This window comes from Pseudomonas sp. 57B-090624 (assembly GCF_003234055.1).
Taxonomy (GTDB): domain Bacteria; phylum Pseudomonadota; class Gammaproteobacteria; order Pseudomonadales; family Pseudomonadaceae; genus Metapseudomonas; species Metapseudomonas tohonis.
Window position 1 is genome coordinate 104,327 of sequence record NZ_QKRU01000003.1, and the last position, 24,654, is coordinate 128,980.

The following is a 24,654-nucleotide window of genomic DNA, read 5'->3' on the forward strand; positions in this document are numbered from 1 at the left end:
TGGCTAAGGTCGGGAAGCGGTTGGCGCGTCAGTCGGCGAAGGCGAAGCCGTGCTTCTCCTTGGTCGCCTTCACCGCGTCCAGCACCGCCAGCAGGCAGTCATCACGATAGCGCTCCAGTTCGGCGATGCTGCGCGAGCCCTGCTGCTCGGTGGTGCCTTCCACCACGCTGTCGATCAGCGCCTCGGTCAGCTCCGGAGCCGGCAGGTAGGTCCAGGGCAACTGCAGCGCCGGGCCGAACTGCGCCATGAAGTGGCGCATGCCCGCGTTGCCGCCGGCCAGGGTGTAGGTGAGGAAGGTGCCCATGAAGGACCAGCGCAACCCTGCGCCGAAGCGGATCGCATCGTCGATCTCGCCCGTGCTGGCCACGCCGTCGTTGACCAGGTGCAGCGCCTCGCGCCACAGCGCTTCCAGCAGGCGGTCGGCGATGAAGCCCGGCACCTCCTTGCGCACGTGCAGCGGGCGCATGCCCAGTGCGGTGTAGATCTGGATCGCCGCCTGCACGGCTTCGGGCGCGGTCTTCTCGCCCCCCACCACCTCCACCAGCGGCAACAGGTAGACCGGGTTGAACGGGTGGCCCACCACGCAGCGCTCCGGGTGCACGGCGTCGGCGTAGAACTCGCTGGGCAGCAGCCCCGACGTGCTGGAGCCGATGATCGCCTCCGGGCGCGCCGCCGCGCTGATGCGGGCATGCAGATCGAGCTTCAGGTCGAGCCGCTCGGGCGCGCTTTCCTGGATGAAGTCGGCATCGCGCACGCATTCCTCGACCGTCTCGACGAAGCGCAGCCGCTCCGGGGAGGCGCCGGGCGCCAGCCCCTGCTGCCGCAGCGCCGGCCAGGCGTTGGCGATGCGCGCACGCAGGGCGGCCTCGGCACCGGGCGCCGGGTCCCAGGCGACGACGTCGAGGCCGTGGGCCAGCGCGCGGGCGACCCAGCCGCTACCGATGACGCCGCTGCCAAGAGCGGCGAAGGTCTTGATGTGGGTGATGAAGGCCATGGTGGCTCCTGGTCCTGTGTCCGATAGGGGCCCGGGGTGAAGTCCGGGCCAGGGGAGAAATGTCAGCCGCGACGCTTGAGGTTCATCTTCTCGCGGCCCTCGGCCGGGCTCAGGGCGCGGCCGCCGAGGCGTTCGATGATCTCCACCGCGCGCTCCACCAACTGGCCGTTGCTGGCGTGCACGCCACGGTCCAACCAGATGTTGTCCTCCAGACCGACACGCACGTTGCCGCCCAGCAACATGGCCTGGGCCACCATCGGCATCTGCGAGCGGCCGATGCCGAAGCCGGCCCAGGTGGCGCCCGACGGCAGGTTGTCGGCCATGGCCTTCATGGTGGTGGTGTCCGCCGGCGCGCCCCAGGGGATGCCCAGGCAGATCTGGAACAGCGGGTCGTGCAGCAACCCTTCCTTGAGCATCTGCTTGGCGAACCACAGGTGGCCGGTGTCGAAGATTTCCAGTTCGGCCTTCACGCCCAGTTCGGTGATGCGCCTGGCGCCGGCGCGAAGTTGCGCCGGGGTGGAGACGTAGATGAAATCGCCATCGCCGAAATTCAGCGTGCCGCAGTCCAGGGTGCAGATCTCCGGCAACAGCTCCTCGACATGCTTGAGCCGCTCCAGCGGGCCCACCAGGTCGGTGCCGGCGCCGAACTCCAGGGGCTGCTCGCCCTTGCCGATCTCCAGGTCGCCGCCCATGCCGGCGGTGAGGTTGATGATCACGTCGGTGTCGCTTTCGCGGATGCGCTCGACCACCTCGCGATAGAGCGCCACGTCGCGGCTGGGCTTGCCGGTGCGTGGGTCGCGCACGTGGCAGTGGGCGACCGTGGCGCCGGCCTTGGCCGCCTCGATGGCGGCCGCGGCGATCTCCTTCGGCGTGACCGGGATGGCCGGGTGCTTGCCGACGGTATCGCCGGCGCCGGTTACCGCACAGGTGACGATGACTTCATGGTTCACGGTTGCAACTTCCTTTCTCGGGGCGATCGGGTGCCGTGCGCGGCGGGCCGCGCACGGGCGTGGGTCGATGACTGCGGTGAAGCGTCGGGACTTACTTGAGCGAGGCGATGACCGTCTCGGCGCCGTCCTTGCCGTCGAAGGTGGTCACCCCGGCCAGCCAGGCCCTGACCACCTCGGGGTTGGCCTTGAGCCAGTCGCGGGCGACCTTGGCCGGCGCTTCGCGCTCCATGATCGGCTGCATCAGGCGGCTCTCCTGCTCGCTGGAAAAGCGCAGGTTGGTGAGCAGGCGATCGGCGTTGGGGCAGCGCTGGGCGAAGTCCGGCGCGGTGACGGTGGAGACCGTGGCGGCGCCGTCGTTGGGGCCGAACACGTCATTGCTGCCGGTGAGGTAGGTGATCGGCATCTGGATGTTCATCGGGTGCGGCTTCCAGCCGAAGAACACCACCGGCTTGTGGTTCTTCACCGCGCGCGATACGGCGGTGAGCATCGCCGCCTCGCTGGACTCCACCAGCTTGAAGCCGCCGAGGCCGAACTGGTTCTCGTCGATCATCTTCTTGATCGCCGTGTTGGCGCCGGAGCCCGACTCGATGCCGTAGATCTTGCCGCCCAGCTGGTCCTTGTAGCGGGCGATGTCGGCGAAGGTCCTGAGCCCCTCCTCCGCCGTGTAGGTAGGCACGGCCAGCACCGCCACGGCGTCGTCCAGGGACGGCTGCGGCGCCACCTTGACCGAGGCGCTGTCGAGGAAGGGCTGGATGTTGTCATCCATGATCGGCTTCCAGTAGCCGAGGAACACGTCCACCTGCTTCTTCTGGATGCCGGCGAAGATGATCTGCTGCGACGCCTGGGTCTGGGTGGTTTCGTAGCCGAGGCCGGCCAGCAGCTCGGAAGCCACGGCGGTGGTCGCGACCACGTCGGTCCAGCCGACCGCGCCGATGCGGATCTTCTGGCAACTGGCGTCGTCCGCCGCCATCAGGGTGGAACTGAACAGGGTGAGAAGACAGCAACCCGCGAATGCGTTGAGACCTTTCATCGAATGCTCCCTACAGCCATACGGTTATCGGGCCGCGTGGCCCGTCTGTTGTTGTGCCGGGGCCAGTCACGCCCCGCCGTTCGCGGGCCCTGTTGCACCCGTGGCAGCCAGATTACGCAGCGCACCCAGGGGCAAATCGAACTAAAACGACCGAATGTTGAACGGGAACGACCACCTGCATTGCCTTGCGCCGCGTCCTGCCTTCTAGTGTGGCGACGCCTTCGCGAGGACGCCTGCCATGCCCCAGACCCTGTGGTTCCTCCTGCTGCCCGGTTTCTCCATGATGGGCCTGATGTCCGCCATCGAACCCCTGCGCGTGGCCAACCGTTTTCGCGGCGAGCTCTACCGCTGGCGCCTGCTGAGCCTGGAAGGCGGCCCGGTGGAAGGCAGCAACGGCATGTCGCTGAACGTCGACGCCGCGCTGGAACGCCCCGGTGCCGGCGACTGCCTGTTCGTGGTCGCCGGCTTCGAGCCGCTGGCCAGCTACACGCCCCGCCTGGCCCACTGGCTCAAGCGCGCCGACCTCGACGGCGCCACCCTGGGTGGCATCGATACCGGCAGCTTCGTCCTCGCCGAGGCGGGCCTCTTCGCCCGCCAGCGCCTGACCCTGCACTGGGAAGCCATCGAAGCCTTCCAGGAACGCTACCCCGGCCTGCTGCCGACCCAGGAGCTGTTCGAGATCGACGGCCGCCGCATCACCAGCGCCGGCGGCACCGCCACCCTCGACCTGATGCTCACCCTGATCGGCCGCGACCACGGCGACGAGCTGGCGGTGGAGGTGTCCGAGCAATTCGTCCTCGGCCGCATCCGCACCCATCAGGACCACCAGCGCATGCAGATCACCCGCCGCTACGGCGTGCACAACCGCAAGCTGGTGCAGGTGATCGGCGAGATGGAGCGCCACTGCGAACAACCCCTGGGCTCCTGTGAGCTGGCCGCCCTGGTGGGCGTCACCCCGCGCCAGCTGGAGCGGCTGTTCCGCCTGCACCTGGACGACACGCCATCGGGCTTCTACCTGGCCCTGCGCCTGGAGAAGGCCCGCCAGCTGCTGCGCCAGACCGACATGAGCGTGCTGGAGATCGGCGTCGCCTGCGGCTTCGAGTCCTCCTCCTACTTCTCCCGCTGCTACCGCAACCGCTTCGCCGCCTGTCCCAGCCAGGACCGCCACGAACACCCCGCCGGCGAAGGGACTACGCCCGGCGCCCGCATGCGGGATCACGCACGATCGCCATCAGATCAAAGAGCTTGAGCACAGATCGCTTGCATTTCCACCCCATGCCGTTGACGCACCGATACCTGTCGGCCGGCGGTGCCGCCCACCCGGCTTGTCCATCCACGACCCCGCATTGACGCTTTCGGCAATCCCCCCGTCGCTTTTGCGCGATAGCGCCGAAAGCCCCGGCGATATGCTCGGTTCAAAGCGCCGGCAGAAGATTCGGCGCACCAAGAATCAAAGGGGACAGCCTGATGAGCCCAGCCGAACTGCACGCCGACAGCATCGTCATCGATGGCCTGATCATCGCCAAGTGGAACCGCGAACTCTTCGAGGACATGCGCAAGGGCGGCCTGACTGCGGCCAACTGCACCGTTTCCGTGTGGGAAGGCTTCCAGGCCACGGTCAACAACATCGCCGCCAGCCAGAAACTGATCCGCGAGAACAGCGACCTGGTGATGCCCGTGCGTACCACGGCCGATATCCGCAAGGCCAAGGAACAGGGCAAGACCGGCATCCTCTTCGGCTTCCAGAACGCCCACGCGTTCGAGGACCAGATCGGCTACGTGGAGGTGTTCAAGCAGCTCGGCGTGGGCATCGTGCAGATGTGCTACAACACCCAGAACCTCGTGGGCACCGGCTGCTACGAGCGCGATGGCGGGCTCTCCGGCTTCGGTCGCGAGATCGTCGCCGAGATGAACCGCGTCGGCGTCATGTGCGACCTCTCCCACGTCGGCTCCAAGACCTCCGAGGAAGTCATCCTCGAATCGAAGAAGCCGGTCTGCTACTCCCACTGCCTGCCGTCGGGCCTCAAGCAACACCCGCGCAACAAGTCCGATGAAGAGCTGAAGTTCATCGCCGACCACGGCGGCTTCGTCGGCGTGACCATGTTCGCGCCGTTCCTGGCCAAGGGCATCGACTCCACCATCGACGACTACGCCGAAGCCATCGAGTACGTGATGAACATCGTCGGCGAGGACGCCATCGGCATCGGCACCGACTTCACCCAGGGCCACGGCCAGGACTTCTTCGAATACCTGACCCACGACAAGGGCTACGCCCGCCGCCTGACCAACTTCGGCAAGATCATCAACCCGCTGGGCATCCGCACCGTGGGCGAATTCCCCAACCTCACCGAAACCCTGCTGGGGCGCGGCCACAGCGAACGCGTGGTGCGCAAGATCATGGGCGAGAACTGGGTGAATGTCCTCAAGGACGTCTGGGGCGAATGACGCCGGCCCGAACCGAACACGAACGTAGGGTGGATGACGCTCTTTTCATCCACCAGCCCACCGCGCGGTGGCTCATCTCTGCGGCGGATGACTGAAGCGCCATCCGCCCGATACCTGAACTGAATTCGGAGTTATCCACATGGCCAAACACGCCCCCGAACTGCCCATCGAAGTCGACAGCGAGACCGGCGTCTGGACCACCGACGCGCTGCCCATGCTCTATGTGCCGCGCCACTTCTTCGTCAACAACCACATCGGCATCGAAGAGGTGCTGGGTGCCGACGCCTATGCCGAGATCCTCTACAAGGCCGGCTACAAGTCCGCCTGGCACTGGTGCGAGAAGGAAGCCGAATGCCACGGCCTGGAAGGCGTGGCGGTGTTCGAGCACTACATGAAGCGCCTGTCCCAGCGCGGCTGGGGCCTGTTCAAGATCCAGGACATCGACCTCGACAAGGGCACCGCCAGCGTCAAGCTCGAGCACTCCGCCTTCGTCTACGTCTACGGCAAGGTCGGGCGCAAGGTCGACTACATGTTCACCGGCTGGTTCGCCGGGGCCATGGACCAGATTCTCCAGGCGCGCGGCAGCAGCATCCGCACCGTCGCCGAGCAGGTCTACAGCGGCTCGGAAGAAGGCCACGACGATGGCCTGTTCATCGTGAAACCCCTCTGAGGCGAGGCACGGCATCATGGCGTTCGAAGCAATGTTCCAGCCGATCCAGATCGGCAAACTGACCATCCGCAACCGCGTGCTCAGTACCGCCCACGCCGAAGTCATCGCCACCGATGGCGGCATGACCACCGAGCGCTACGTGAAGTACTACGAGGAGAAGGCCAAGGGCGGCATCGGCCTGGCCATCTGCGGCGGCTCGTCGGTGGTGTCCAGCGACAGCCCGCAGCAATGGTGGAGCTCGGTGAACCTGTCCACCGACCGCATCATCCCGCACTTCCAGAACCTCGCCGACGCCATGCACAAGCACGGCGCCAAGATCATGATCCAGATAACCCACATGGGCCGGCGCTCGCGCTGGGACGGCTACAACTGGCCGACCCTGATGTCGCCGTCGGGCATCCGCGAGCCCGTGCACCGTGCCACCTGCAAGACCATCGAGGTGGAAGAGATCTGGCGCGTCATCGGTGACTTCGCCCAGGCCGCGCGCCGCGCCAAGGCCGGCGGGCTGGACGGCGTCGAGCTCTCCGCCGTGCACCAGCACATGATCGACCAGTTCTGGAGCCCACGCGTCAACAAGCGCACCGACGAATGGGGCGGCACCTTCGAAGGCCGCATGAAGTTCGGCCTGGAAGTGCTCAAGGCCGTGCGCGAGGAAGTCGGCCCCGACTTCTGCGTGGGCCTGCGCATCTCCGGCGACGAGTTCCACCCCGACGGCCTGTCCCACGAGGACATGAAGCAGATCGCCAAGTACTACTGCGACACCGGCATGCTCGACTTCATCGGCGTGGTCGGCTCCGGCGCCGACACCCACAACACCCTGGCCAACGTCATCCCCAACATGAGCTTCCCGCCGGAGCCCTTCCTGCACCTGGCGGCCGGCATCAAGGAAGTGGTCAACGTCCCGGTGCTGCACGCACAGAACATCAAGGACCCGAACCAGGCCACGCGCATCCTCGAGGGCGGCTACGTGGACATGGTCGGCATGACCCGCGCGCACATCGCCGACCCGCACCTGATCGCCAAGATCAAGATGGGCCAGGTGGACCAGATCAAGCAGTGCGTCGGCGCCAACTACTGCATCGACCGCCAGTACCAGGGCCTGGACGTGCTGTGCATCCAGAACGCCGCCACCACCCGCGAGTACATGGGCCTGCCGCATATCATCGAGAAGACCACCGGCGTAAAACGCAAGGTGGTCGTCGTCGGCGGCGGCCCCGCCGGCATGGAAGCGGCCCGCGTGGCGGCCGAGCGCGGCCACGACGTGACCCTGCTGGAGAAGAAGGACCAGCTCGGCGGCCAGATCAGCATCGCCGCCAAGGCCCCGCAGCGCGACCAGATCGCCGGCATCACCCGCTGGTACCAGCTGGAGATCGCCCGCCTCGGCGTCGACCTGCGCCTGGGCACCGCTGCCGACACCGACACCATCCTCGACCTCAAGCCCGACATCGTGGTGCTGGCCAACGGCGGCCATCCCTTCATCGAGCAGAACGAGCACTGGGGCGCGGCAGAAGGCCTGGTGGTCAGCGCCTGGGACATCCTCGAAGGCAAGGTGGAGCCCGGCAAGAACGTGCTGGTCTACGACACCATCTGCGAGTTCGGCGGCATGTCGGCGGCGGACTACCTCTCCGAGAAAGGCGCCCAGGTGGAGATCGTCACCGACGACACCAAGCCCGGCGTCGCCATGGGCGGCACCACCTTCCCCACCTACTACCGCAGCATGTACCCCAAGGACGTGATCATGACCGGCGACCTGATGCTGGAGAAGGTCTACCGCGAGGGCGACAAGGTGGTGGCCGTGCTGGAGAACGAATACACCGGCGCCCGCGAGGAGCGCGTGGTCGACCAGATCGTCATCGAGAACGGCGTGCGCCCTGACGAGAGCCTGTACTACGCACTCAAGCAAGGCTCGCGCAACAAGGGCCAGATCGACGTCGACGCGCTGTTCGAGATCAGGCCGCAACCCTGCCTGTCCGAACCCGGCGACGGCTACCTGCTGTTCCGCATCGGCGACTGCGGCGCCCCGCGCAACGTGCACGCGGCGATCTACGACGCCCTGCGGTTGTGCAAGGACTTTTAAAAGCAGCCACAAGCGGCAAGAGGTAAGCCGCAAGCAGGAGCCGGAGCGGGACTCGGCTCTTGCTTGCAGCTTGAAGCTTGTCGCTTGCCGCTGCGGCCAAGGTGGTTATCCATGTTGAGCACATTGCTTCCGATCCTTCTTTTCACCGCCCTGGCACTGGCCGTACTCGGCTCCGCCAAGCGCTTCCTCATGTGGCGCCGAGGCCGCCCGTCGCAGGTCGACTGGCTCGGCGGGCTGATGAAGATGCCGCGCCGCTACCTGGTGGACCTGCACCACGTGGTCGAGCGCGACACGTACATGTCCAGGACCCACGTCGCCACGGCCGGCGGCTTCGTCCTGGCGGCGCTGCTGGCCATCCTGGTTCACGGTTTCGGGCTGCACAGCCGCATCCTCGGCTTCGCCCTGCTGGGTGCCACCGCGCTGATGTTCGTCGGCGCCCTGTTCGTCGCCAAGCGCCGCCTCGACCCGCCCTCGCGGCTGTCGAAAGGCCCGTGGATGCGCCTGCCCAAGAGCCTGCTGATGTTCGCCGCGAGCTTCTTCATCGCCACCCTGCCGGTGGCCGGCATCCTCCCCGCCGGCTTCGGTGGCTGGTTCCTCGCGGCCATCCTCGCCGTTGGCGTGGCCTGGGGCGTGTCCGAGCTGTTCTTCGGCATGACCTGGGGCGGGCCGATGAAGCACGCCTTCGCCGGCGCCCTGCACCTGGCCTGGCACCGCCGCGCCGAACGCTTCGGCGGCGGCCGTTCCACCGGCCTCAAGGCCCTGGACCTGGCCGACCCGAGCGCCCCCCTGGGCGTGGAGAAACCCACCGACTTCACCTGGAACCAGCTGCTCGGCTTCGACGCCTGCGTGCAGTGCGGCAAGTGCGAGGCCATGTGCCCGGCCTTCGCCGCCGGCCAGCCGCTGAACCCGAAGAAGCTGATCCAGGACATGGTCATCGGCCTGGCCGGCGGCAATGACGCCAACTTCGCCGGCAGCCCCTACCCAGGCAAGCCCCTGGGCGAACACAGCGGCGGCCCGCACCAGCCCATCGTTGCCCTGCAGGGCAAGGCCCTGGTAGACGCCGAGACGCTCTGGTCCTGCACCACCTGCCGCGCCTGCGTCGAGGAGTGCCCGATGATGATCGAGCACGTCGACGCCATCGTCGACATGCGCCGCCACCTCACCCTGGAAAAGGGCGCCACCCCGAACAAGGGCGCCGAGGTGCTGGAAAACCTCATCGCCACCGACAACCCCGGCGGCTTCGCCCCCGGCGGGCGGCTCAACTGGGCGGCCGACCTGAACCTGCCACTGATGAGCGAGAAGAAGCAGGCCGACGTGCTGTTCTGGGTCGGCGACGGCGCCTTCGACATGCGCAACCAGCGCACCCTGCGCGCCTTCGTGAAGGTGCTCAAGGCCGCCAACGTCGACTTCGCCGTACTCGGCCTGGAAGAGCGCGACAGCGGCGACGTGGCCCGTCGCCTGGGTGACGAAGCCAGCTTCCAGCAGCTCGCTCGACGCAACATCGCCACCCTGGCCAAGTACCGCTTCACGCGCATCGTCAGCTGCGACCCCCACAGCTTCCACGTGCTGAAGAACGAATACGGCGAGCTCGGCGGCCACTACCAGGTCCTGCACCACAGCACCTTCATCGACGAACTGGTGTGCAGCGGCATGCTGAAGCTCGGCCAGAGCAAGGCCGGCAGCGTGACCTACCACGACCCCTGCTACCTCGGCCGCTACAACGGCGAGTACGAAGCCCCGCGTGCCGTGCTCAAGGCCATCGGCATCGAGGTGAAGGAAATGCAACGCTCCGGTTTCCGCTCCCGCTGCTGCGGCGGCGGTGGCGGCGCGCCGATCACCGACATCCCCGGCAAGCAGCGCATCCCCGACATGCGCATGGTGGACATCAAGGAGACCGGTGCCGAAGTGGTGGCCGTGGGCTGCCCGCAGTGCACCGCGATGCTCGAAGGCGTGGTCGCCCCGCGCCCGGAGATCAAGGACATCGCCGAGCTGGTCGCCGAAGTGCTCATCGAAGCACCGGTGGAAGCCAGGAAGCCGGCGGCGGCCAAGCGTGAAGACGTGGCGGAGGTGCACTGATGAAGTGCCGTTGCCGCCAGCGCCCCCCTCGGACGGAGACTCAACGATGAGCGACATCATCCGCCGCGACCCGCGCGCCGAGCGTATCGCCCGCAACCGCCTGCACCCGCTGCACGCCACGTTGCAGCAACAGGGCCAGACCACCTGGATGGGGCCCAACGGCGTCATCCGCAAGAACCCCCATGCCATCGCCGCCGGCTTCATCGGTCCCGCCGGCATCAAGCGCATCGACCGCAGCGGCGCCCAGCAAGGCACCACCAGCAAGCGCAGTGGCGCCAGCGAGGCCGTGCAGGTGCCGCTGCACCTGGTGGTGCAACCGGCCTTCTACATCGCCGTGGTGCCGGACATGGTCGGTGGCCGCCTCGGCAGCCACGACAAGGACCTGCTCGGCCTGGCCAACAGGCTCGCCGGGCCGGACGGTGCGGTGGTCGCGGTGCTGTTCGGCGAGGACAAGGAAACCGCCTTCGACAACGCCGGTGTCGACCGCATCCTGCGCATCCAGGGCGAGGCCTTCGACGGCTACGCGCCGGAAGCGCGGGTGCTGGCCCTGAGCGCCGTGGAAAGCCAGCTGGCCCCGCGCCACTGGCTGTTGCCCGACAGCCGCAGCGGCGGCGGCGAGCTGGGCCGGCGCCTGGCCGCCAAGCTCGGCGAACGTCCGGCCACCCGCGTCTGGCAAGTGGACGGCGAGCAGTGCAGCGGCCGTGCCGGGGCCGGTCGCGAGGACCTGGTACGCGCCACGCCACGGCTGATCCTGGCCGCCGCCGAATGCGCCGAGCCGGTCAGCGAGACCCGCCACGAAGCCCGCCCCATCGAACTGCAAGCCAACATCGCCCGCAGCCTGCCGCGCATCGAGGACCTCGGCGCGGTGGCCGTGGACCCGGCGCAGATCCCCATGGCCGAGGCCGAGTTCATCCTCTCCGGCGGCAACGGCGTGAAGGACTGGGCGCTGTTCCACGAGGCCGCCAGGGTCCTGGGCGCCACCGAAGGCGCCTCGCGCGTTGCGGTGGACGACGGCCACATGCCGCGCAACCGCCAGGTCGGCGCCACCGGCACCTGGGTCACCGCGCGGGTGTACCTGGCCGTGGGTATCTCGGGCGCCATCCAGCACCTGCAGGGCATCGGCGCCTGCGACAAGGTGGTGGCGGTGAACATGGACCCGGGCTGCGACATGATCAAACGCGCCGACCTCTCGGTGATCGGCGACTCCGGCGCCATCCTCGCCGCGCTGATCGAACGGATCACCGCTTACCGTCAGGGGGGCGCACGCGATGCTGCATGACGAACTGAACATCATCACCCTGGTCTCCGTCGGCGCTCACCCGACTTCCGGTCGCGCCCGGCGTGCGGAGCAGGACGCCCGCGCCGTCGAGCTGGGCCTGCGCCTGGGCGGTGATCGCCTGCAGGTGCTGCACGCCGGCAACCCGCGCGAGGAAGCCCTGCGCGCCTACCTGGGCATGGGCCTGGCGGAAATCGCCGTGCTCGAACAGCCCGCCCAGGCTGACGCCCTGCCGGCACTGGCGGAGTACCTCGCCGACGCCGGCGCGCATCTGGTGCTCACCGGCAGCCAGGCGGAAACCGGCGAAGGCTCGGGGATGCTGCCCTTCCTGCTGGCCGAGAAGCTCGGCTGGCCGCTGGTGGTCGGGCTCGCGGAAGTGGAGAAGGTGGAGAACGGCGTGGCCCAGGTGCTGCAGGCCCTGCCCCGTGGCCAGCGACGCCGGCTGCGGGTGCGCCTGCCGCTCCTCGCCAGCGTCGACAACGCCGCCCCGGTGGCGCGCCAGAGTGCCTTCGGCCCGGCCCGGCGCGGCACACTCGAGGCCTGCGACGTCGAGGTGGTTGAAGACACGCTGCTGGCCGAGGCACGCTTGCAACCGGCCCGGCCAAGGCCCAAGCGGCTCAAGGTGATCAAGGCCAAGACCGGCGCCGAGCGGATGAAGGCGGCCACGGCCAAGGCTTCCGGCGGGGGCGGCAAGGTGCTCAAGGACCTGTCGCCAGCCGAGGGTGCCGAGGCTATCTTCAAGCTGTTGATGGAAGAAGGAGTGCTGCGCTGACGCGCAGCCCGATGACCGGAGGAGACAGGCCATGATGCATGCCGATCTGATCGACCAGGAAGACTTCCGCGAGCGCCTGGTGGCGCTGGGGCTGGCCATTCCCTCGGGGGTGAGCGCCGAACAGGCCTGCGAGCACGCCGTGAGCGGCCTCAGCCCCGAACGCGCCGTGGCCCTGCGGCGCCTGGTGGAGGAGCTGCTGGGCGGCAGCGCCACCCTGCTGCCCAACGTGCGCGAGGCCATTTCCCGCACCCTGTTGCCGGCGCTGGTACCACGCTGATCCACCTGCAACGAAAAAGGGCGCCGATGGCGCCCTTTTTCATGCCCGGAACCCATGCACAACGCCCCGTAGGATGGCGTAGAGCGAAGCGAAACCCATCACTCTCCGGCACTGAAATGACCCTGGCGCGGGCCGGCAGCATGGGTTTCACGGAGCTCGCGGAACGCCGCCCGACTCATCCTACGAATTGCGCCCGGAACTGGCCTCCGGGGTGAAAGGGGCCGCAAAGCGGCCCCGGGGAGTGCTTTACAAGCGCACGCTGGCGAAGGTCGACTCGCCCTGGGCACGGGTGAGGGCCGCCATGGCGGTGGAGGACGAGGGGCGCATCAGGTCCTCGGGCATGGGCACCAGCGCCACCACGTTGGCGTTCTGGTTGGCGCGCTCGTCACGCGGCGGAATGCCGAAGTACTCGCGGTAGCACTTGGAGAAATGCGGCGTGGAGACGAAGCCGCACACCGAGGCCACTTCGATGATCGACATGGCGGTCTGCTTGAGCAGCTGGCGCGCACGGATCAGGCGCAGCTTCAGGTAGTAGCGCGAGGGCGAGCAGTGCAGGTATTTCTGGAACAGCCGCTCGAGCTGGCGGCGCGACACGTCGACGTAGCAGGCCAGCTCGTCGAGATCGATGGGCTCCTCCAGGTTGGCCTCCATCAGCGCCACGATTTCCTGCAGCTTCGGCTGGTTGGTGCCGAGCATGTGCTTGAGCGGCACGCGCTGGTGGTCCTGCTCGTTGCGGATGCGTTCGTAGATGAACATCTCGGAGATCGCCGCCGCCAGTTCGCGGCCATGCTCGCGGGCGATCAGGTGCAGCATCATGTCCATCGGCGCGGTGCCGCCGGACGAGGTGTTGCGATTGCGGTCGATGGAGAACAGGCGCGTGGTGATGGCGGCGCGGGGGAAGGCCTCCTGCATCGCCGCCAGGCATTCCCAGTGCACGCTGCAGTCGTAGCCGTCGAGCAGCCCGGCCTTGGCCAGCGCCCAGCTGCCGGTGCACACGGCGCCGAGCTGGCGCCCCTGGCGGGCTTGCGATTGCAGCCACTGCAGGTGTTCGCGGGTGACGCTGTGCTGGATGTCGACACCGCCGCAGACGATCACCGCGTCCAGTGCCGGGGCGTTCTCCAGGCTGGCGTCGGGGGTGATCTGCAGGCCGTCGCTGGCGCTCACCGGCAGGCCGCTCTGGGTCAGGGTGAACCAGCGGTACAGCTCCTTGCCGGAGAGCTGGTTGGCCATGCGCAGCGGCTCCACCGCAGAGGCCAGGGAGATCAGGGTGAAGTTGTCCAGCAGCAGGAAGCCGATGGATTGGGGAGCGCGGTTCTGGGGCTGGGAGCCCTGGTTGGACTGTGACATCTGAAAACCCTCACGCTAAACACGCTGTGAACCTTCGTTGCGAGGTTCTCTTCTTATGGTTCTGGTACGGCGACTGACCCAGATGAGTTGCCCCTGATACGAGGCAAAGGTCATGCCTAAATTGTTCGCGCGTTCAATAAAAATGCACAAGCGCATCCAAACCCCATGCCAGCGGGGCTAGGCGAGAGCGACAGAAACATTCTGTTAGCGACCGCCAGGCCGCGTGGTTCGCGGGCTCTGGGGCATTAGGTAGCACCTGCTGGCGGTGCCGTTGTCACCCCGCTACATCCGGGAATACCGGGCGTAACAGACGAGCGGCAGCGCGAGTGACCAATCGGTCACGCCGGGTTCGCATCGCATCCCCGGGCGTCGCACCAAAAGCTGGCAGGCGGACGCACGGGGGAGCGAAAGCGGGTCAGCATTCGATGGCGCTGACGGCCAGGCCGCCGCGCGAGGTTTCCTTGTACTTGTCGTGCATGTCCGCGCCGGTGTCACGCATGGTGCGGATCACCCGGTCGAGGGAGATGAAATGCTCGCCATCGCCACGCAGGGCCATCTGTGCGGCGTTGATGGCCTTCACTGCGGCGATGGCGTTGCGCTCGATGCAGGGCACCTGCACCAGCCCGCCCACCGGGTCGCAGGTCAGCCCGAGGTTGTGCTCCAGGCCGATCTCGGCGGCGTTCTCCAGTTGCTCCGGGGTGGCGCCGAGCACTTCGGCCAGGCCGGCGGCGGCCATGGCGCAGGCCGAGCCCACCTCGCCCTGGCAGCCGACCTCGGCGCCGGAGATGGACGCATTCTTCTTGCACAGGATGCCCACCGCAGCGGCCCCGAGCAGGTAGTTCACCACGTCGTCGTCGGAGGCTTCCGGATTGAACTTCATGTAGTAGTGCAGCACCGCCGGGATGATGCCTGCCGCGCCATTGGTGGGCGCGGTGACCATGCGCCCGCCGGCGGCGTTCTCCTCGTTCACCGCCAGGGCGAACAGGTTGACCCACTCCATGGCACTCATGGTCGAGCCGATGACGTTGGGCTTGCCCAGCTCCAGCAGGCTGCGGTGCAGCCGCGCGGCGCGGCGCCGGACATTGAGCCCGCCGGGCAGGATGCCTTCCTGGCTCAGGCCGTTTTCCACGCATTCGCGCATGGCCGCCCACAGGCGCAAGAGGCCGCTGCGGATGTCCGCCTCGCTGCGCCAGGCCTTCTCGTTGGCCAGCATCAGTTCGGAGACGCGCAGGCCGTGGCGCTTGCACAGGCGCAGCAGCTCTTCGGCACTGGAGAAGTCGTAGGGCAGCCGGGTGTGGTCCTGGTCGAGCTGGCCGGCGGCGGCCTGCTCGGCGTCGACGACGAAACCGCCGCCGACCGAATAGTAGGTATCGCGGTGCAGCTCGCCGCTCTCACCGAAGGCCACCAGGGTCATGGCGTTGGGGTGATACGGCAGGTTCTCGTCGAGCAGGCGCATGTCGCGCTGCCAGTCGAAGGGCACCGGCAGGCAACCATCGAGCGGCAGGATCCCGCTGGCGAGCAGCTCGGCGATGCGCGGGGCGATCTGCCTGGGGTCGATGCGGTCCGGCCACTCGCCCATCAGCCCCATGACCACGGCGCGATCGGTGCCGTGGCCAACCCCGGTGGCGGAGAGCGAGCCGTAGAGGTTCACCTCCAGGCGCGTCACCCGCTCCAGCAACTGCCGCTCACGCAAGGCGCCGACGAAGAGCACGGCTGCCCGCATGGGGCCGACGGTGTGGGAGCTGGAGGGACCGATCCCGATCTTGAACAGGTCGAACACGCTGATGGCCACGATGGTCTCCGCGAGAGGTGGTGGGGCTTGGGCCACATGATCGGCATTTCCGGACGCCCCCGCCGCCCCACACCGACCCGCTCGTGTCCAAATACGTCGCGGCGACGCACAGGCGAAAAAAGCGACAGTACCTTTCTGCTTGCGACCTGCTTCGTAGAAGCAGGCGCGACTTCGTCACATGATCCGGGCGCACCCGCACCGGCCAGCAGCAGTCCGTTCGCCGCGCGGACAGGCGATCGCCCACCCTCGACACTGCTGTGGAAGTCCCCATGAACCCATTTATCAACCGGTTCCTGGCCGTAGCGCTCTGCACCCCGCTGCTGGCCCAGGCCGTAGAACCGGAATCCTGCAAGACCGTCCGTTTCGCCGATGTCGGCTGGACCGACATCACCGCCACCACCGCCGTCACCCGCTATGTGCTGACCGAGCTGGGCTACAGCACGCAGGTCAAGCGCCTCTCGGTGCCCGACACCTACAAGGCGCTGTCGGAGAAGAAGATCGACGTGTTCCTCGGCAACTGGATGCCGAGCATGGAGAACGACATCAAGCCGTACCGCGAGAACGGCTCGGTCGACACCCTGGGCGCCAACCTCAAGGGCGCCAAGTACACCCTGGCGGTGAACCAGGCGGCCTATGACGGGGGCCTGAAGAGCTTCGCCGACCTGGCCCGGTTCAAGAACGAGCTGGGCGGGAAGCTCTACGGGATCGAACCCGGCAACGACGGCAACAAGCTGATCCAGAAGATGATCGACGAGAAGGCGTTCGGCCTCGCCGACTTCAAGCTGGTGGAGTCCAGCGAGAGCGGCATGCTGTCCCAGGTCAAGCGCGCCGAGCACCTCAAGCAGTGGGTGGTGTTCCTGGGCTGGGAGCCGCACCCGATGAACAACCAGTTCCAGATGCACTACCTGGCCGGAGGCGACGACTATTTCGGCCCCGACTTCGGTGGTGCCACCGTCTACACCAACACCCGAGCCGGCCTGGCCAAGGAATGCCCGAACCTGGGGAGGCTGCTCGGCAACCTGCAGTTCAGCCTGGAAATGGAAAACCACCTGATGGGGGCGATCCTCAACCAGAGCACCAATCGCCGGCGCGAGGCCAAGGCCTGGCTCAAGGCGCATCCCGAGCAACTGGAGAAGTGGCTCGATGGGGTCACCACCCGTGACGGGAAAATGGCGAATGCCGCTCTCGGGCTCGCCGCAGCGCCATGAATTTCGCTTTTTCGCCATTGCGCTGAAGCCCCCGGCAGCTCTTGCCTATGGCCATGTCAACCCCTGAAACCCGCGCCCTGCGCGGGTTCCAGCATTTCTATCCGGTGAGAAAATTCTGTTATGGTTTTTTTCGGCAACCGACCTGGTGTCGTCGCCCAACACGTCAGAGTCGTAAACCGACAATTGCCCGGCCACCGAGGCTATATCGTTGACTCAGCCGATTTCGTCGCTGTCGCTTCAAGCCAGAACTGACAGACCGGGGCCCTCAGCCCCGGACCGAAGAACAGAAAACGGCGGAGCCCCCTGTGACAGGCTTCCGCCCTACAAGAAATTTCGGATGTACGCGCACCTCCGGTCGAGGTGTTGAACGACCCAAGGATCGGGTTTCGTAGCACTGCCAGAGGGTTTGGAAAGCGGTTTGCAATACAGCGGAATGAAGGTCAGGAACTCAAGGAATCGAACGGTCGTCCATACACCCGAGGTGTCATGGCGGACCGCCGAACCCGTGTCGTGCCGTCCCCCCGCCGCCCGTTGCGCGATCTCCCTGCCACACCCTGGAACCAGTAAACCCACACAGGCAATAACAGTCGGCATCGCCTGTCGGCGCGTCCCCGTGGCGCCCGCCGGGTCCCGTGTAGCTGATCTGGATGTCTACTGAAGGGGAACCATCCCATGCAGTCTGGAAAAATCGTGGTCCAGAACCTCTACAAGGTTTTCGGCCAACAGCCACAAGAAGCCATCGACTTGCTCAAGCAAGGCTGGAGCAAGGAGAGGATCCTCGCCGAACGTGGCGCGGTGATCGGCGTCAGCGACGTGTCGTTCAGCGTCGAGGAGGGCGAAATCTTCGTGCTCATGGGCCTCTCCGGCTCGGGCAAGTCCACCCTCATCCGCCTGATCAATCGCCTGATCGAACCCACCGCCGGTGACGTGTTCATCGACGGGCAGAACGTCGCCAAGCTGCCCAAGGCGCAGCTGATCGACCTGCGTCGCCGCGACATGAGCATGGTCTTCCAGTCCTTCGCCCTGATGCCCTCGCGCACGGTGCTGGACAACGCCGCCTTCGGCCTCGAAGTGGCCGGCAAGAGCAAGAAGGAGCGCGAGCGCCGCGCCATGGAAGTACTGGAGCAGGTGGGCCTGGCGCCCTTCGCCCAGAAGTACCCCCATGAACTGTCCGGCGGCATGCAGCAGCGCGTCGGCCTGGCGCGCGCCCTGGCGGTCGACCCTTCGATGATCATCATGGACGAGGCCTTCTCGGCCCTCGACCCGCTCAAGCGCCGCGAGATGCAGGACGTGCTCCTGCAACTGCAGAAGACCCACCGCCGTACCATCATCTTCGTCTCCCACGATATCGAGGAGGCCATGCGCATCGGCACCCGCATCGGCATCATGGAAGGCGGCAAGCTGGTCCAGGTCGGCACCCCGCAGGAGCTGATCGAGAAGCCCGCCAACGACTACGTGCGCAACTTCTTCGACACCGTCGACACCAGCCGCTACCTCACCGCCGGCCAGCTCAAGGCCGACAGCGTCCCGCTGTACGTGCACAACGGCAAGGCGCCCGACGCCCAGCAGGTATGCCAGGAGCTGCAGGCGCTGGACAAGCACTACGCCTTCATCGTCGACGAGGACAACAAGTTCCGCGGCTCCATCAGCCTGGAGAAGATCGCCCTGCTGGTGGAGGAAGGCCAGACCAGGAGCCTGGAGCCCGAGCTGCTCAAGCACATCGTGCCGGTGCCCGAGGACCTCCCCCTGGAACAGGTGATCGAGCGCCTCGTGGACAACGAAGGTCCCATCCCAGTCGTCGACCAGGACGGCCATTACTGCGGCGCCATCAGCAAGGGCCGCCTGCTTAGCCGCCTGCAGGGGGAATGACCATGAGCGAGAAACTGGATCTGGGCAGCTGGGTCAACGATGTCGTCCAGCACCTGCTGGACAACTACAGCGGCGCCTTCGAGAACATCGGCGCCGTGGTCAGCGGCTTCTCCGAGCTGATCGAGCGCTTCCTCATGTGGCCGCCGGCCTGGCTGGTGATCGCCGTCTTCGTCGGCCTCGGGCTGTGGCGCATCGGCGTCAAGTTCGCCCTGTTCACCGCCGTCGCCTTCGTGCTCATCGTGCTCACCGGCTTCTGGGAGCAGACGGTGGTGACCCTCGGGCTGACCTTCTCCTCGACCCTGATCAGCCTGCTGCTGGGCGTGCCCCTGGGCATCTGGGCGGCGAAGAGCGAGCGGGTGGCCTACATCATCCGCCCCATCCTCGACTTCATGCAGACCATGCCGGCGTTCGTCTACCTGATCCCCGCCGCCATGCTCTTCGGCCTCGGCCGCGTGCCCGGGATCATCGCCACGGTGATCTTCGCCATGCCCCCGGCGGTGCGCCTGACCAGCCTCGGCATCCGCCAGGTGAACAAGGAAATCGTCGAGGCCGGGCAATCCTTCGGCTGCACCAGCTGGCAGCTGCTATACAAGGTGCAGCTGCCGAACGCGATGCCCTCGATCATGGCCGGGGTCAACCAGACCATCATGATGGCGCTGTCGATGGTGATCATCGCCTCGATGGTCGGTGCCGGTGGCCTGGGCAACGACGTGCTCGCCAGCATCCAGCGCCTGGACATCGGCCTGGGCTTCGAGAGCGGCATGGCCGTGGTGCTGCTGGCGATCATCCTCGACCGCATCACCGAGAGCTTCGGTACCCCGCAGACCGCTTCCCGCGGCCGCCTGTTCGGCTGGTTGAGCGCACGGGCCAAGCTGCAACGGCAATGACGCATACCTAGAAAACAAGAGCCATCACTTTCCAGTAGCAGGGAGTTGCAGATGATGAACATGAAGAAGATCGCGGGTGCCGGCTTGCTGGCCTGCGCGCTGGTGCAAGGCGCGTGGGCGCAGGACCCGGAGAGCTGCAAACAGGTGCGTTTCGCCGAGATCGGCTGGGCCGACATCTCGGCCACCACCGGCGTCGCGATGGTCCTCACCGAGGGCCTGGGGTACACCCCGCGCAAGATCATGGCTTCGGTCCCGATCGCCTTCACCGGCGTGAAGAACAAGCAGATCGATGTGTTCCTCGGCTACTGGGCGCCCTCCATGGACGCCGTGATCGAGCCCTTCACCAAGGACAACGGCGTGAAGGTGCTGCCGACCGCCAACCTCGAAGGCGCCAAGTACACCCTCGCCGTGCCCACCTATGCCGCCGAAGCGGGCCTGAAGAGCTTCCAGGACATCGCCAAGTTCAAGGACCAGCTGGGCGGCAAGATCTACGGCATCGAGCCGGGCAACGACGGCAACCTGCTGATCGACAAGATGATCAAGGGCGACCAGTTCGGCCTCGGCGGCTTCCGCATGGTCGAGTCCAGCGAGGCCGGCATGCTGGTCCAGGTGCAGCGCGCGGTGAAGAAGAAGGAGCCGGTGGTCTTCCTCGGCTGGGCCCCGCACCCGATGAACACCCAGTTCGACATCACCTACCTCGCCGGTGGCGATGACGTGTTCGGCCCGGACTTCGGCGCCGCCAAGGTCTACACCGTGGTACCGCCGGATTACGAGGCGCGCTGCGGCAACGTCGGCAAGCTGCTGAACAACCTGCAGTTCAGCGTCGAGATCGAAAGCCAGCTGATGGACCGCGTCCTGAAGAAGGAAGACCCGGTGGTGGTCGCCAAGGACTGGATCAAGGCCAACCCGGCGATCCTCGACAAGTGGCTGGCAGGCGTCACCACCCTCGACGGCCAGGACGGCGCCGCCGCCGTGAAGAAACACGTCGGCCTCTGATTTTCCGCTTCCCGTCTCCTGCAGCCATGGCCCAGCCGGGTCATGGCATGCAGCGCCACCCAGCCCGCCCGAGAACGGGCCCGTGGCATCCAACGTAGCTAGCTGCCAATCCCACCTGATGGAGCATTACGTATGCGAAAGCTGAAGTCCCTGTGTCTGCAATCCATCGGCATCGCCGCCCTGGCCATCGGCCTCGGCAGCGCCCACGCCGCTGACAAGCCCACCCTGAAGATCGGTTACGTCAACGGCTGGGACGACAGCGTCGCCGCCACCCACGTCGCCGGCGAAATCCTCAAGGAGAAGCTCGGCTACGGCGTCGAGCTCAAGCCCGTGGAGCCCGCCATCATGTGGCAGGGCATCGCCCGTGGTGACCTGGATGCCACCCTCTCCGCCTGGCTGCCCGCCACCCACGGCGAGTACTTCGAGAAGCTCAAGGACAAGGTCGTCGTCCTCGGCTCCAACTACAAGGGCGCCAAGATCGGCCTGATCGTGCCCGACTACGTCCAGGCCAAGTCCATCGAGGACCTGAACAAGTACAGCAAGGACTTCGACGGCAAGATCACCGGCATCGACGCCGGCGCCGGCGTGATGCGCCGCACCGAGGACGCCATCAAGCAGTACAACCTCGACATCAAGCTGATGCCCAGCTCCGGCCCGGCCATGGCCACCGCGCTGACCCGCGCCGAGAAGGCGCAGAAGCCCATCGTCGTCACCGGCTGGATCCCGCACTGGATGTTCGCCAAGTGGAAACTGCGCTTCCTCGAGGACCCGAAGAAGGTCTTCGGCGACGACGAGCACGTCGACACCGTGGCCAACCCGAGCCTGGAAACCAAGGCGCCGGAAGCCACCGCCTTCCTCAAGAAGTTCTCCTGGAGCGGCGAGGAAGTGGGCGCCGTGATGCTGGCCATCCGCGAGGGCGCCAAGCCCGAAGAGGCCGCCAAGGCCTGGATCGCCAAGAACCCCGAGCGCGTGGCCGAATGGCTTAAATAAGCGCTGGCGGCTCCGCCACGGCGATGCGTGCCCCCGGTGCGCATCGCCGTTTTTCGTCCTGCATCCCCCTTTCCCGGCACTTCACGTCGCATGCCTTTGACCGACAGGTCATCCCTGAAGCGACCTTCTTGATTGATCGATCAATTTGATACGCCCTAGACTGCGCGCTTTCCCTCGCTCGAATTCGCCATCTGGAGTGACTGATGCCCAAGGTCGGAATGCAGCCGATCCGCCGTTCGCAACTGATCAACGCGACCCTCGAAGCCGTCGACCAGGTCGGCATGGGCGATGCCAGCATCGCCTACATCGCCCGCCTCGCCGGTGTCTCCAACGGCATCATCAGCCACTATTTCAAGGACAAGAACGGCCTGCTCGAAGCCACCATGCGCCACCTGATGCAGGCCCTGAGCACGGCCGTGCGCGAACGTCGCGCGGCCCTGGGCGACGACTCCGCACGGGCGCACCTGCGCGCCATCATCGACGGCAACTTCGACGACAGCCAGGTCAACGGCCCGGCGATGAAGACCTGGCTGGCGTTCTGGGCCACCAGCATGCACCAGCCCGCCCTGCGCCGCCTGCAACGGGTCAACGACCACCGCCTCTACTCCAACCTGTGCTGCGAATTCCGCCGCGTGCTGCCCCAGGAATCCGCCCGCGCCGCCGCCCGTGGCCTGGCCGCGCTGATCGACGGCCTGTGGCTGCGCAGCGCCCTCACCGGCACCACCTTCAACGCCCGGCAGGCGCTGCAGATCGCCTACGACTACCTCGACCTGCAGCTGGCCAAGGCGACCGGCTGACGCACGTAATAGCGGCGCTGCGCGCCGCTTGGCGATTGAAATGGCTCTGTCTGTGTTAGCTGTTGTGGTTTTAATGCAAGCGCTCAAGCACCGTGCTTTCCGGGCGCCCAAGGATTCGTGCCACCTCCACCGCATGGGTTTCGCTTCGCTCTACGCCATCCTACGAAAGCCGCCGCTACGTGCACGTTGGGTTGGTGCGCACATCAATGTGTGGATTTGAGCGAAGAAAGTTGGAGCAGCCGCCAACGCCCCTCCAGGAGGCCGAACGCAGTCGTTGCGCAGGGGGACGAGCGGCATGGATGCCGCGAGAGGCGCGCCAGGCCATGGATGGCCCATCGCGCCGGCGCCCGATAGCGACGATGGAGTGAGGGAACCCCGGCGAAGCCGGGGCCGGATGATGGGGCAAGCCCTTTTGGTTCCTTTTCTGTGGTTCGGCATCCCGACGACTGAGAAAAGGGACTCGCCCGGGTGGGCGAAACCAGAAACATCACCAGAACTCGGCAATCAGCTGGACTCAAATCCTCTAGCAACACTTAACGCAGACAGAGCCATTGAAATCGCCCCTACAAGTCATCCTTCATCCGCCACAAACGAAAACGCCCCGGGGTTTCCCCTGGGGCGTTGTTCATTGCGGGCCGGTCAGACGGGGCCGGGCGCGATCACCGGTGAGTGCCGGTTCATCTCCTGCGCCTCCATGTCGATGCGCATGGCCTTGAGCAGGGCGAACATGTAGAGCAGCAGCACCACCGAGAACGGCAGGCCGGCGAGCACCACCACCGTCTGCATCGCCGTGAAGTTGCCGGCGAACAGCAGGCCGATGGTCACCAGGGTGATCAGTACCGACCAGAAGATGCGCAGCCAGTTGGGCGCGTCCTCGTCCAGCTCGCCGCCCTTGCGCGAGAGGTTGGCGAGCATCACCGAGCCGGAATCCGCCGGCGTCAGGAACAGCACGAAGCCCACGCAGATCGACAGGCCGATCACCGCCTTGGCCCAGGGGTAGTGCTCCAGCAGCAGGTAGATGGACATCGCCGGCTGCTCCAGCGCGGCCTTGCCCAGTTCGGTCGCGTTCTGGTCCATCACCAGGTCCAGCGCGCTGTTGCCGAAGACCGACAGCCAGGCCAGGGTGAAACCGAGCGGGATCAGCAGCACGCCGCAGACCAGCTCGCGCACCGTGCGGCCACGGGAGATGCGGGCGATGAACATGCCGACGAAGGGCGCCCAGGAGATCCACCAGGCCCAGTAGAACAGGGTCCACAGGCCCATCCACGCCTCGCTCTTGCCGGACTGCCCGGTGTACACGTAGAGGTCGAAGGTCTTCAGCACCAGGCCGTTGAGGTAGTCGCCGAGGTTCTGCACCAGCCCATTGAGCAGGTGCAGGGTGTCGCCGGCCAGCAGCACGAACAGCAGCAGGCCGCTGAACAGGATGATGTTCAGGTTCGACAACCGGCGGATGCCCTTCTCGATCCCCGACACGGCGGCCAGCGTCGCCACTGCGCTCATCACCAGGATCACCGTCAGCAGCGCGCCCTGGCTATGGGGGTAGCCGAACAGGTACTCCAGGCCGGAGGAGACCTGCAGCGAGCCGATGCCGAGGTTGGTCACCAGGCCCAGCAGGGTGACGAAGATGCCGAAGCAATCCACCGCATTGCCCACCGAGCCCTTCATCAGGCGCTCGCCGAACAGCGGGTAGAGCGCCGAGCGCAGCGCCAGCGGCTGCTTGTGGCGGTAGGCGAAGTAGCCCACGGCGAGGCCCACCAGCGCGTAGATCGCCCAGCCATGCACGCCCCAGTGGAGGAAGGTCAGCTGCAACGCCTGGCGCGCCGCGTGCTCGGTGCCTGCCTCGCCTTCCGGCGGGTTGTACAGGTGGTCGATGGGCTCGGACGCGGCGAAGTACAGCAGCGAGATGCCGATGCCCGAGGAGAACAGCATCCCCGCCCAGGCACCGTAGCTGAAGTCCGGCCGGTCGCCGTCCGCGCCCAGGCGCAGGTTGCCGTAGCGGGAGAAGGCCACGTAGAGCACGAAGAACAGGTAGGCCCCGATCGCCAGCATGTAGTACCAGCCGAAACTGCGCGAGAGCCAGCTCTGCGCCTTGTTCAGCCAGAGCCCGGCCCCCTCGGGGAAGAGGATCAGGGCAACGGTGAGGATCAGGATCAACGCGGTGGAACCGAAGAACACCACGGGGTTGAGCCGCGCACGCGACT

20 protein-coding genes are annotated in these 24,654 nt (G+C 66.6%); 14 read left to right on the forward strand and 6 right to left on the reverse strand.

Annotated features, from left to right (window positions below; translation table 11 throughout):
* Positions 1-28: 28 nt before the first annotated feature.
* From DMX10_RS02430 to choX, 3 genes are all read right to left on the reverse strand, one after another.
* Positions 29-994 carry an L-carnitine dehydrogenase gene (locus DMX10_RS02430; protein WP_111259611.1) on the reverse strand — a complete coding sequence of 322 codons (966 nt, stop codon included), beginning with the start codon at positions 992-994 and terminating at the stop codon, positions 29-31.
* Positions 995-1,056: 62 nt separating this feature from the next.
* A complete protein-coding gene (locus DMX10_RS02435) occupies positions 1,057-1,944 on the reverse strand; it encodes a 3-keto-5-aminohexanoate cleavage protein (RefSeq protein WP_111259612.1) in 888 nt (295 codons plus the stop codon).
* Between the two features lie 91 nt (positions 1,945-2,035).
* Entirely contained in the window at positions 2,036-2,974 is a 939-nt protein-coding gene (choX, locus tag DMX10_RS02440; RefSeq protein ID WP_111259613.1) for a choline ABC transporter substrate-binding protein, read from the reverse strand.
* Positions 2,975-3,212: 238 nt separating this feature from the next.
* On the opposite strand from choX, the gene DMX10_RS02445 reads away from it, so the two are divergent.
* From DMX10_RS02445 to DMX10_RS02485, 8 genes are all read left to right on the forward strand, one after another.
* On the forward strand, positions 3,213-4,223 hold the full coding sequence (locus DMX10_RS02445; protein ID WP_111259614.1) for a GlxA family transcriptional regulator: 1,011 nt from the start codon (positions 3,213-3,215) through the stop codon (positions 4,221-4,223).
* 218 nt (positions 4,224-4,441) lie between these two features.
* A complete protein-coding gene (locus tag DMX10_RS02455) occupies positions 4,442-5,419 on the forward strand; it encodes a dipeptidase (protein ID WP_111259616.1) in 978 nt (325 codons plus the stop codon).
* 139 nt (positions 5,420-5,558) lie between these two features.
* Positions 5,559-6,089, forward strand: a complete 531-nt coding sequence (locus DMX10_RS02460; RefSeq protein ID WP_111259617.1) for a 4-vinyl reductase — start codon at positions 5,559-5,561, stop codon at positions 6,087-6,089.
* Between the two features lie 16 nt (positions 6,090-6,105).
* On the forward strand, positions 6,106-8,166 hold the full coding sequence (dgcA, locus tag DMX10_RS02465) for a dimethylglycine demethylation protein DgcA (protein WP_111259618.1): 2,061 nt from the start codon (positions 6,106-6,108) through the stop codon (positions 8,164-8,166).
* A gap of 111 nt (positions 8,167-8,277) precedes the next feature.
* On the forward strand, positions 8,278-10,242 hold the full coding sequence (gene dgcB / locus DMX10_RS02470; protein ID WP_111259619.1) for a dimethylglycine demethylation protein DgcB: 1,965 nt from the start codon (positions 8,278-8,280) through the stop codon (positions 10,240-10,242).
* Between the two features lie 46 nt (positions 10,243-10,288).
* A complete protein-coding gene (locus tag DMX10_RS02475) occupies positions 10,289-11,521 on the forward strand; it encodes an electron transfer flavoprotein subunit alpha/FixB family protein (protein WP_111259620.1) in 1,233 nt (410 codons plus the stop codon).
* Positions 11,511-12,290: an electron transfer flavoprotein subunit beta gene (locus DMX10_RS02480; protein ID WP_111259621.1), complete on the forward strand. Its 780-nt coding sequence runs from the start codon at positions 11,511-11,513 to the stop codon at positions 12,288-12,290. The genes DMX10_RS02475 and DMX10_RS02480 overlap by 11 nt, the downstream gene beginning before the upstream one ends.
* Positions 12,291-12,321: 31 nt before the next feature.
* Positions 12,322-12,567: a hypothetical protein gene (locus tag DMX10_RS02485; RefSeq protein WP_111259622.1), complete on the forward strand. Its 246-nt coding sequence runs from the start codon at positions 12,322-12,324 to the stop codon at positions 12,565-12,567.
* 246 nt (positions 12,568-12,813) lie between these two features.
* Here the strand turns inward: DMX10_RS02485 and DMX10_RS02490 are convergent, their stop codons facing one another.
* Both DMX10_RS02490 and DMX10_RS02495 read right to left on the reverse strand, forming a co-directional pair.
* Positions 12,814-13,914 carry a GlxA family transcriptional regulator gene (locus tag DMX10_RS02490; protein WP_111259623.1) on the reverse strand — a complete coding sequence of 367 codons (1,101 nt, stop codon included), beginning with the start codon at positions 13,912-13,914 and terminating at the stop codon, positions 12,814-12,816.
* 415 nt (positions 13,915-14,329) lie between these two features.
* Entirely contained in the window at positions 14,330-15,706 is a 1,377-nt protein-coding gene (locus DMX10_RS02495) for an L-serine ammonia-lyase (RefSeq protein WP_111259624.1), read from the reverse strand.
* A gap of 269 nt (positions 15,707-15,975) precedes the next feature.
* Here DMX10_RS02495 and DMX10_RS02500 point away from each other — a divergent pair, with 269 nt between their 5' ends.
* The 6 genes from DMX10_RS02500 (at position 15,976) to betI (ending at position 22,453) form a co-directional block, all read left to right on the forward strand.
* The gene (locus DMX10_RS02500) at positions 15,976-16,914 is read left to right on the forward strand and encodes a choline ABC transporter substrate-binding protein (protein ID WP_111259625.1); all 939 of its coding nucleotides are present in this window, start codon (positions 15,976-15,978) and stop codon (positions 16,912-16,914) included.
* 672 nt (positions 16,915-17,586) lie between these two features.
* Complete coding sequence (locus DMX10_RS02505) at positions 17,587-18,783, forward strand: glycine betaine/L-proline ABC transporter ATP-binding protein (RefSeq protein ID WP_111259626.1); 1,197 nt, start codon at positions 17,587-17,589, stop codon at positions 18,781-18,783.
* A 2-nt stretch (positions 18,784-18,785) separates the two neighbouring features.
* Positions 18,786-19,670 carry a proline/glycine betaine ABC transporter permease gene (locus DMX10_RS02510; protein WP_111259627.1) on the forward strand — a complete coding sequence of 295 codons (885 nt, stop codon included), beginning with the start codon at positions 18,786-18,788 and terminating at the stop codon, positions 19,668-19,670.
* A 51-nt stretch (positions 19,671-19,721) separates the two neighbouring features.
* Positions 19,722-20,666, forward strand: coding sequence for a choline ABC transporter substrate-binding protein (locus DMX10_RS02515; protein WP_111259628.1), 945 nt, complete (start codon positions 19,722-19,724; stop codon positions 20,664-20,666).
* A gap of 132 nt (positions 20,667-20,798) precedes the next feature.
* Positions 20,799-21,656: a glycine betaine ABC transporter substrate-binding protein gene (locus tag DMX10_RS02520; RefSeq protein ID WP_111259629.1), complete on the forward strand. Its 858-nt coding sequence runs from the start codon at positions 20,799-20,801 to the stop codon at positions 21,654-21,656.
* A gap of 203 nt (positions 21,657-21,859) precedes the next feature.
* Complete coding sequence (gene betI / locus DMX10_RS02525; protein ID WP_111259630.1) at positions 21,860-22,453, forward strand: transcriptional regulator BetI; 594 nt, start codon at positions 21,860-21,862, stop codon at positions 22,451-22,453.
* A gap of 639 nt (positions 22,454-23,092) precedes the next feature.
* Here the strand turns inward: betI and DMX10_RS02530 are convergent.
* Positions 23,093-24,628, reverse strand: a complete 1,536-nt coding sequence (locus tag DMX10_RS02530) for a BCCT family transporter (RefSeq protein WP_111259660.1) — start codon at positions 24,626-24,628, stop codon at positions 23,093-23,095.
* Positions 24,629-24,654 lie beyond the last annotated feature (26 nt).

What these genes read in the sequence shown, in the direction of transcription:
- DMX10_RS02480 (WP_111259621.1), top strand. Translation starts at nt 11,511, where the DNA reads ATGCTGCATGACGAACTGAACATCATCACCCTGGTCTCCGTCGGCGCT.
- DMX10_RS02490 (WP_111259623.1), bottom strand. Translation starts at nt 13,914, where the DNA reads ATGTCACAGTCCAACCAGGGCTCCCAGCCCCAGAACCGCGCTCCCCAA.
- choX (WP_111259613.1), bottom strand. Translation starts at nt 2,974, where the DNA reads ATGAAAGGTCTCAACGCATTCGCGGGTTGCTGTCTTCTCACCCTGTTC.
- DMX10_RS02500 (WP_111259625.1), top strand. Translation starts at nt 15,976, where the DNA reads ATGAACCCATTTATCAACCGGTTCCTGGCCGTAGCGCTCTGCACCCCG.
- DMX10_RS02505 (WP_111259626.1), top strand. Translation starts at nt 17,587, where the DNA reads ATGCAGTCTGGAAAAATCGTGGTCCAGAACCTCTACAAGGTTTTCGGC.
- DMX10_RS02445 (WP_111259614.1), top strand. Translation starts at nt 3,213, where the DNA reads ATGCCCCAGACCCTGTGGTTCCTCCTGCTGCCCGGTTTCTCCATGATG.
- DMX10_RS02510 (WP_111259627.1), top strand. Translation starts at nt 18,786, where the DNA reads ATGAGCGAGAAACTGGATCTGGGCAGCTGGGTCAACGATGTCGTCCAG.
- DMX10_RS02485 (WP_111259622.1), top strand. Translation starts at nt 12,322, where the DNA reads ATGATGCATGCCGATCTGATCGACCAGGAAGACTTCCGCGAGCGCCTG.
- DMX10_RS02430 (WP_111259611.1), bottom strand. Translation starts at nt 994, where the DNA reads ATGGCCTTCATCACCCACATCAAGACCTTCGCCGCTCTTGGCAGCGGC.
- DMX10_RS02460 (WP_111259617.1), top strand. Translation starts at nt 5,559, where the DNA reads ATGGCCAAACACGCCCCCGAACTGCCCATCGAAGTCGACAGCGAGACC.
- dgcA (WP_111259618.1), top strand. Translation starts at nt 6,106, where the DNA reads ATGGCGTTCGAAGCAATGTTCCAGCCGATCCAGATCGGCAAACTGACC.
- betI (WP_111259630.1), top strand. Translation starts at nt 21,860, where the DNA reads ATGCCCAAGGTCGGAATGCAGCCGATCCGCCGTTCGCAACTGATCAAC.
- DMX10_RS02520 (WP_111259629.1), top strand. Translation starts at nt 20,799, where the DNA reads ATGCGAAAGCTGAAGTCCCTGTGTCTGCAATCCATCGGCATCGCCGCC.
- DMX10_RS02475 (WP_111259620.1), top strand. Translation starts at nt 10,289, where the DNA reads ATGAGCGACATCATCCGCCGCGACCCGCGCGCCGAGCGTATCGCCCGC.
- DMX10_RS02455 (WP_111259616.1), top strand. Translation starts at nt 4,442, where the DNA reads ATGAGCCCAGCCGAACTGCACGCCGACAGCATCGTCATCGATGGCCTG.
- DMX10_RS02515 (WP_111259628.1), top strand. Translation starts at nt 19,722, where the DNA reads ATGATGAACATGAAGAAGATCGCGGGTGCCGGCTTGCTGGCCTGCGCG.
- dgcB (WP_111259619.1), top strand. Translation starts at nt 8,278, where the DNA reads ATGTTGAGCACATTGCTTCCGATCCTTCTTTTCACCGCCCTGGCACTG.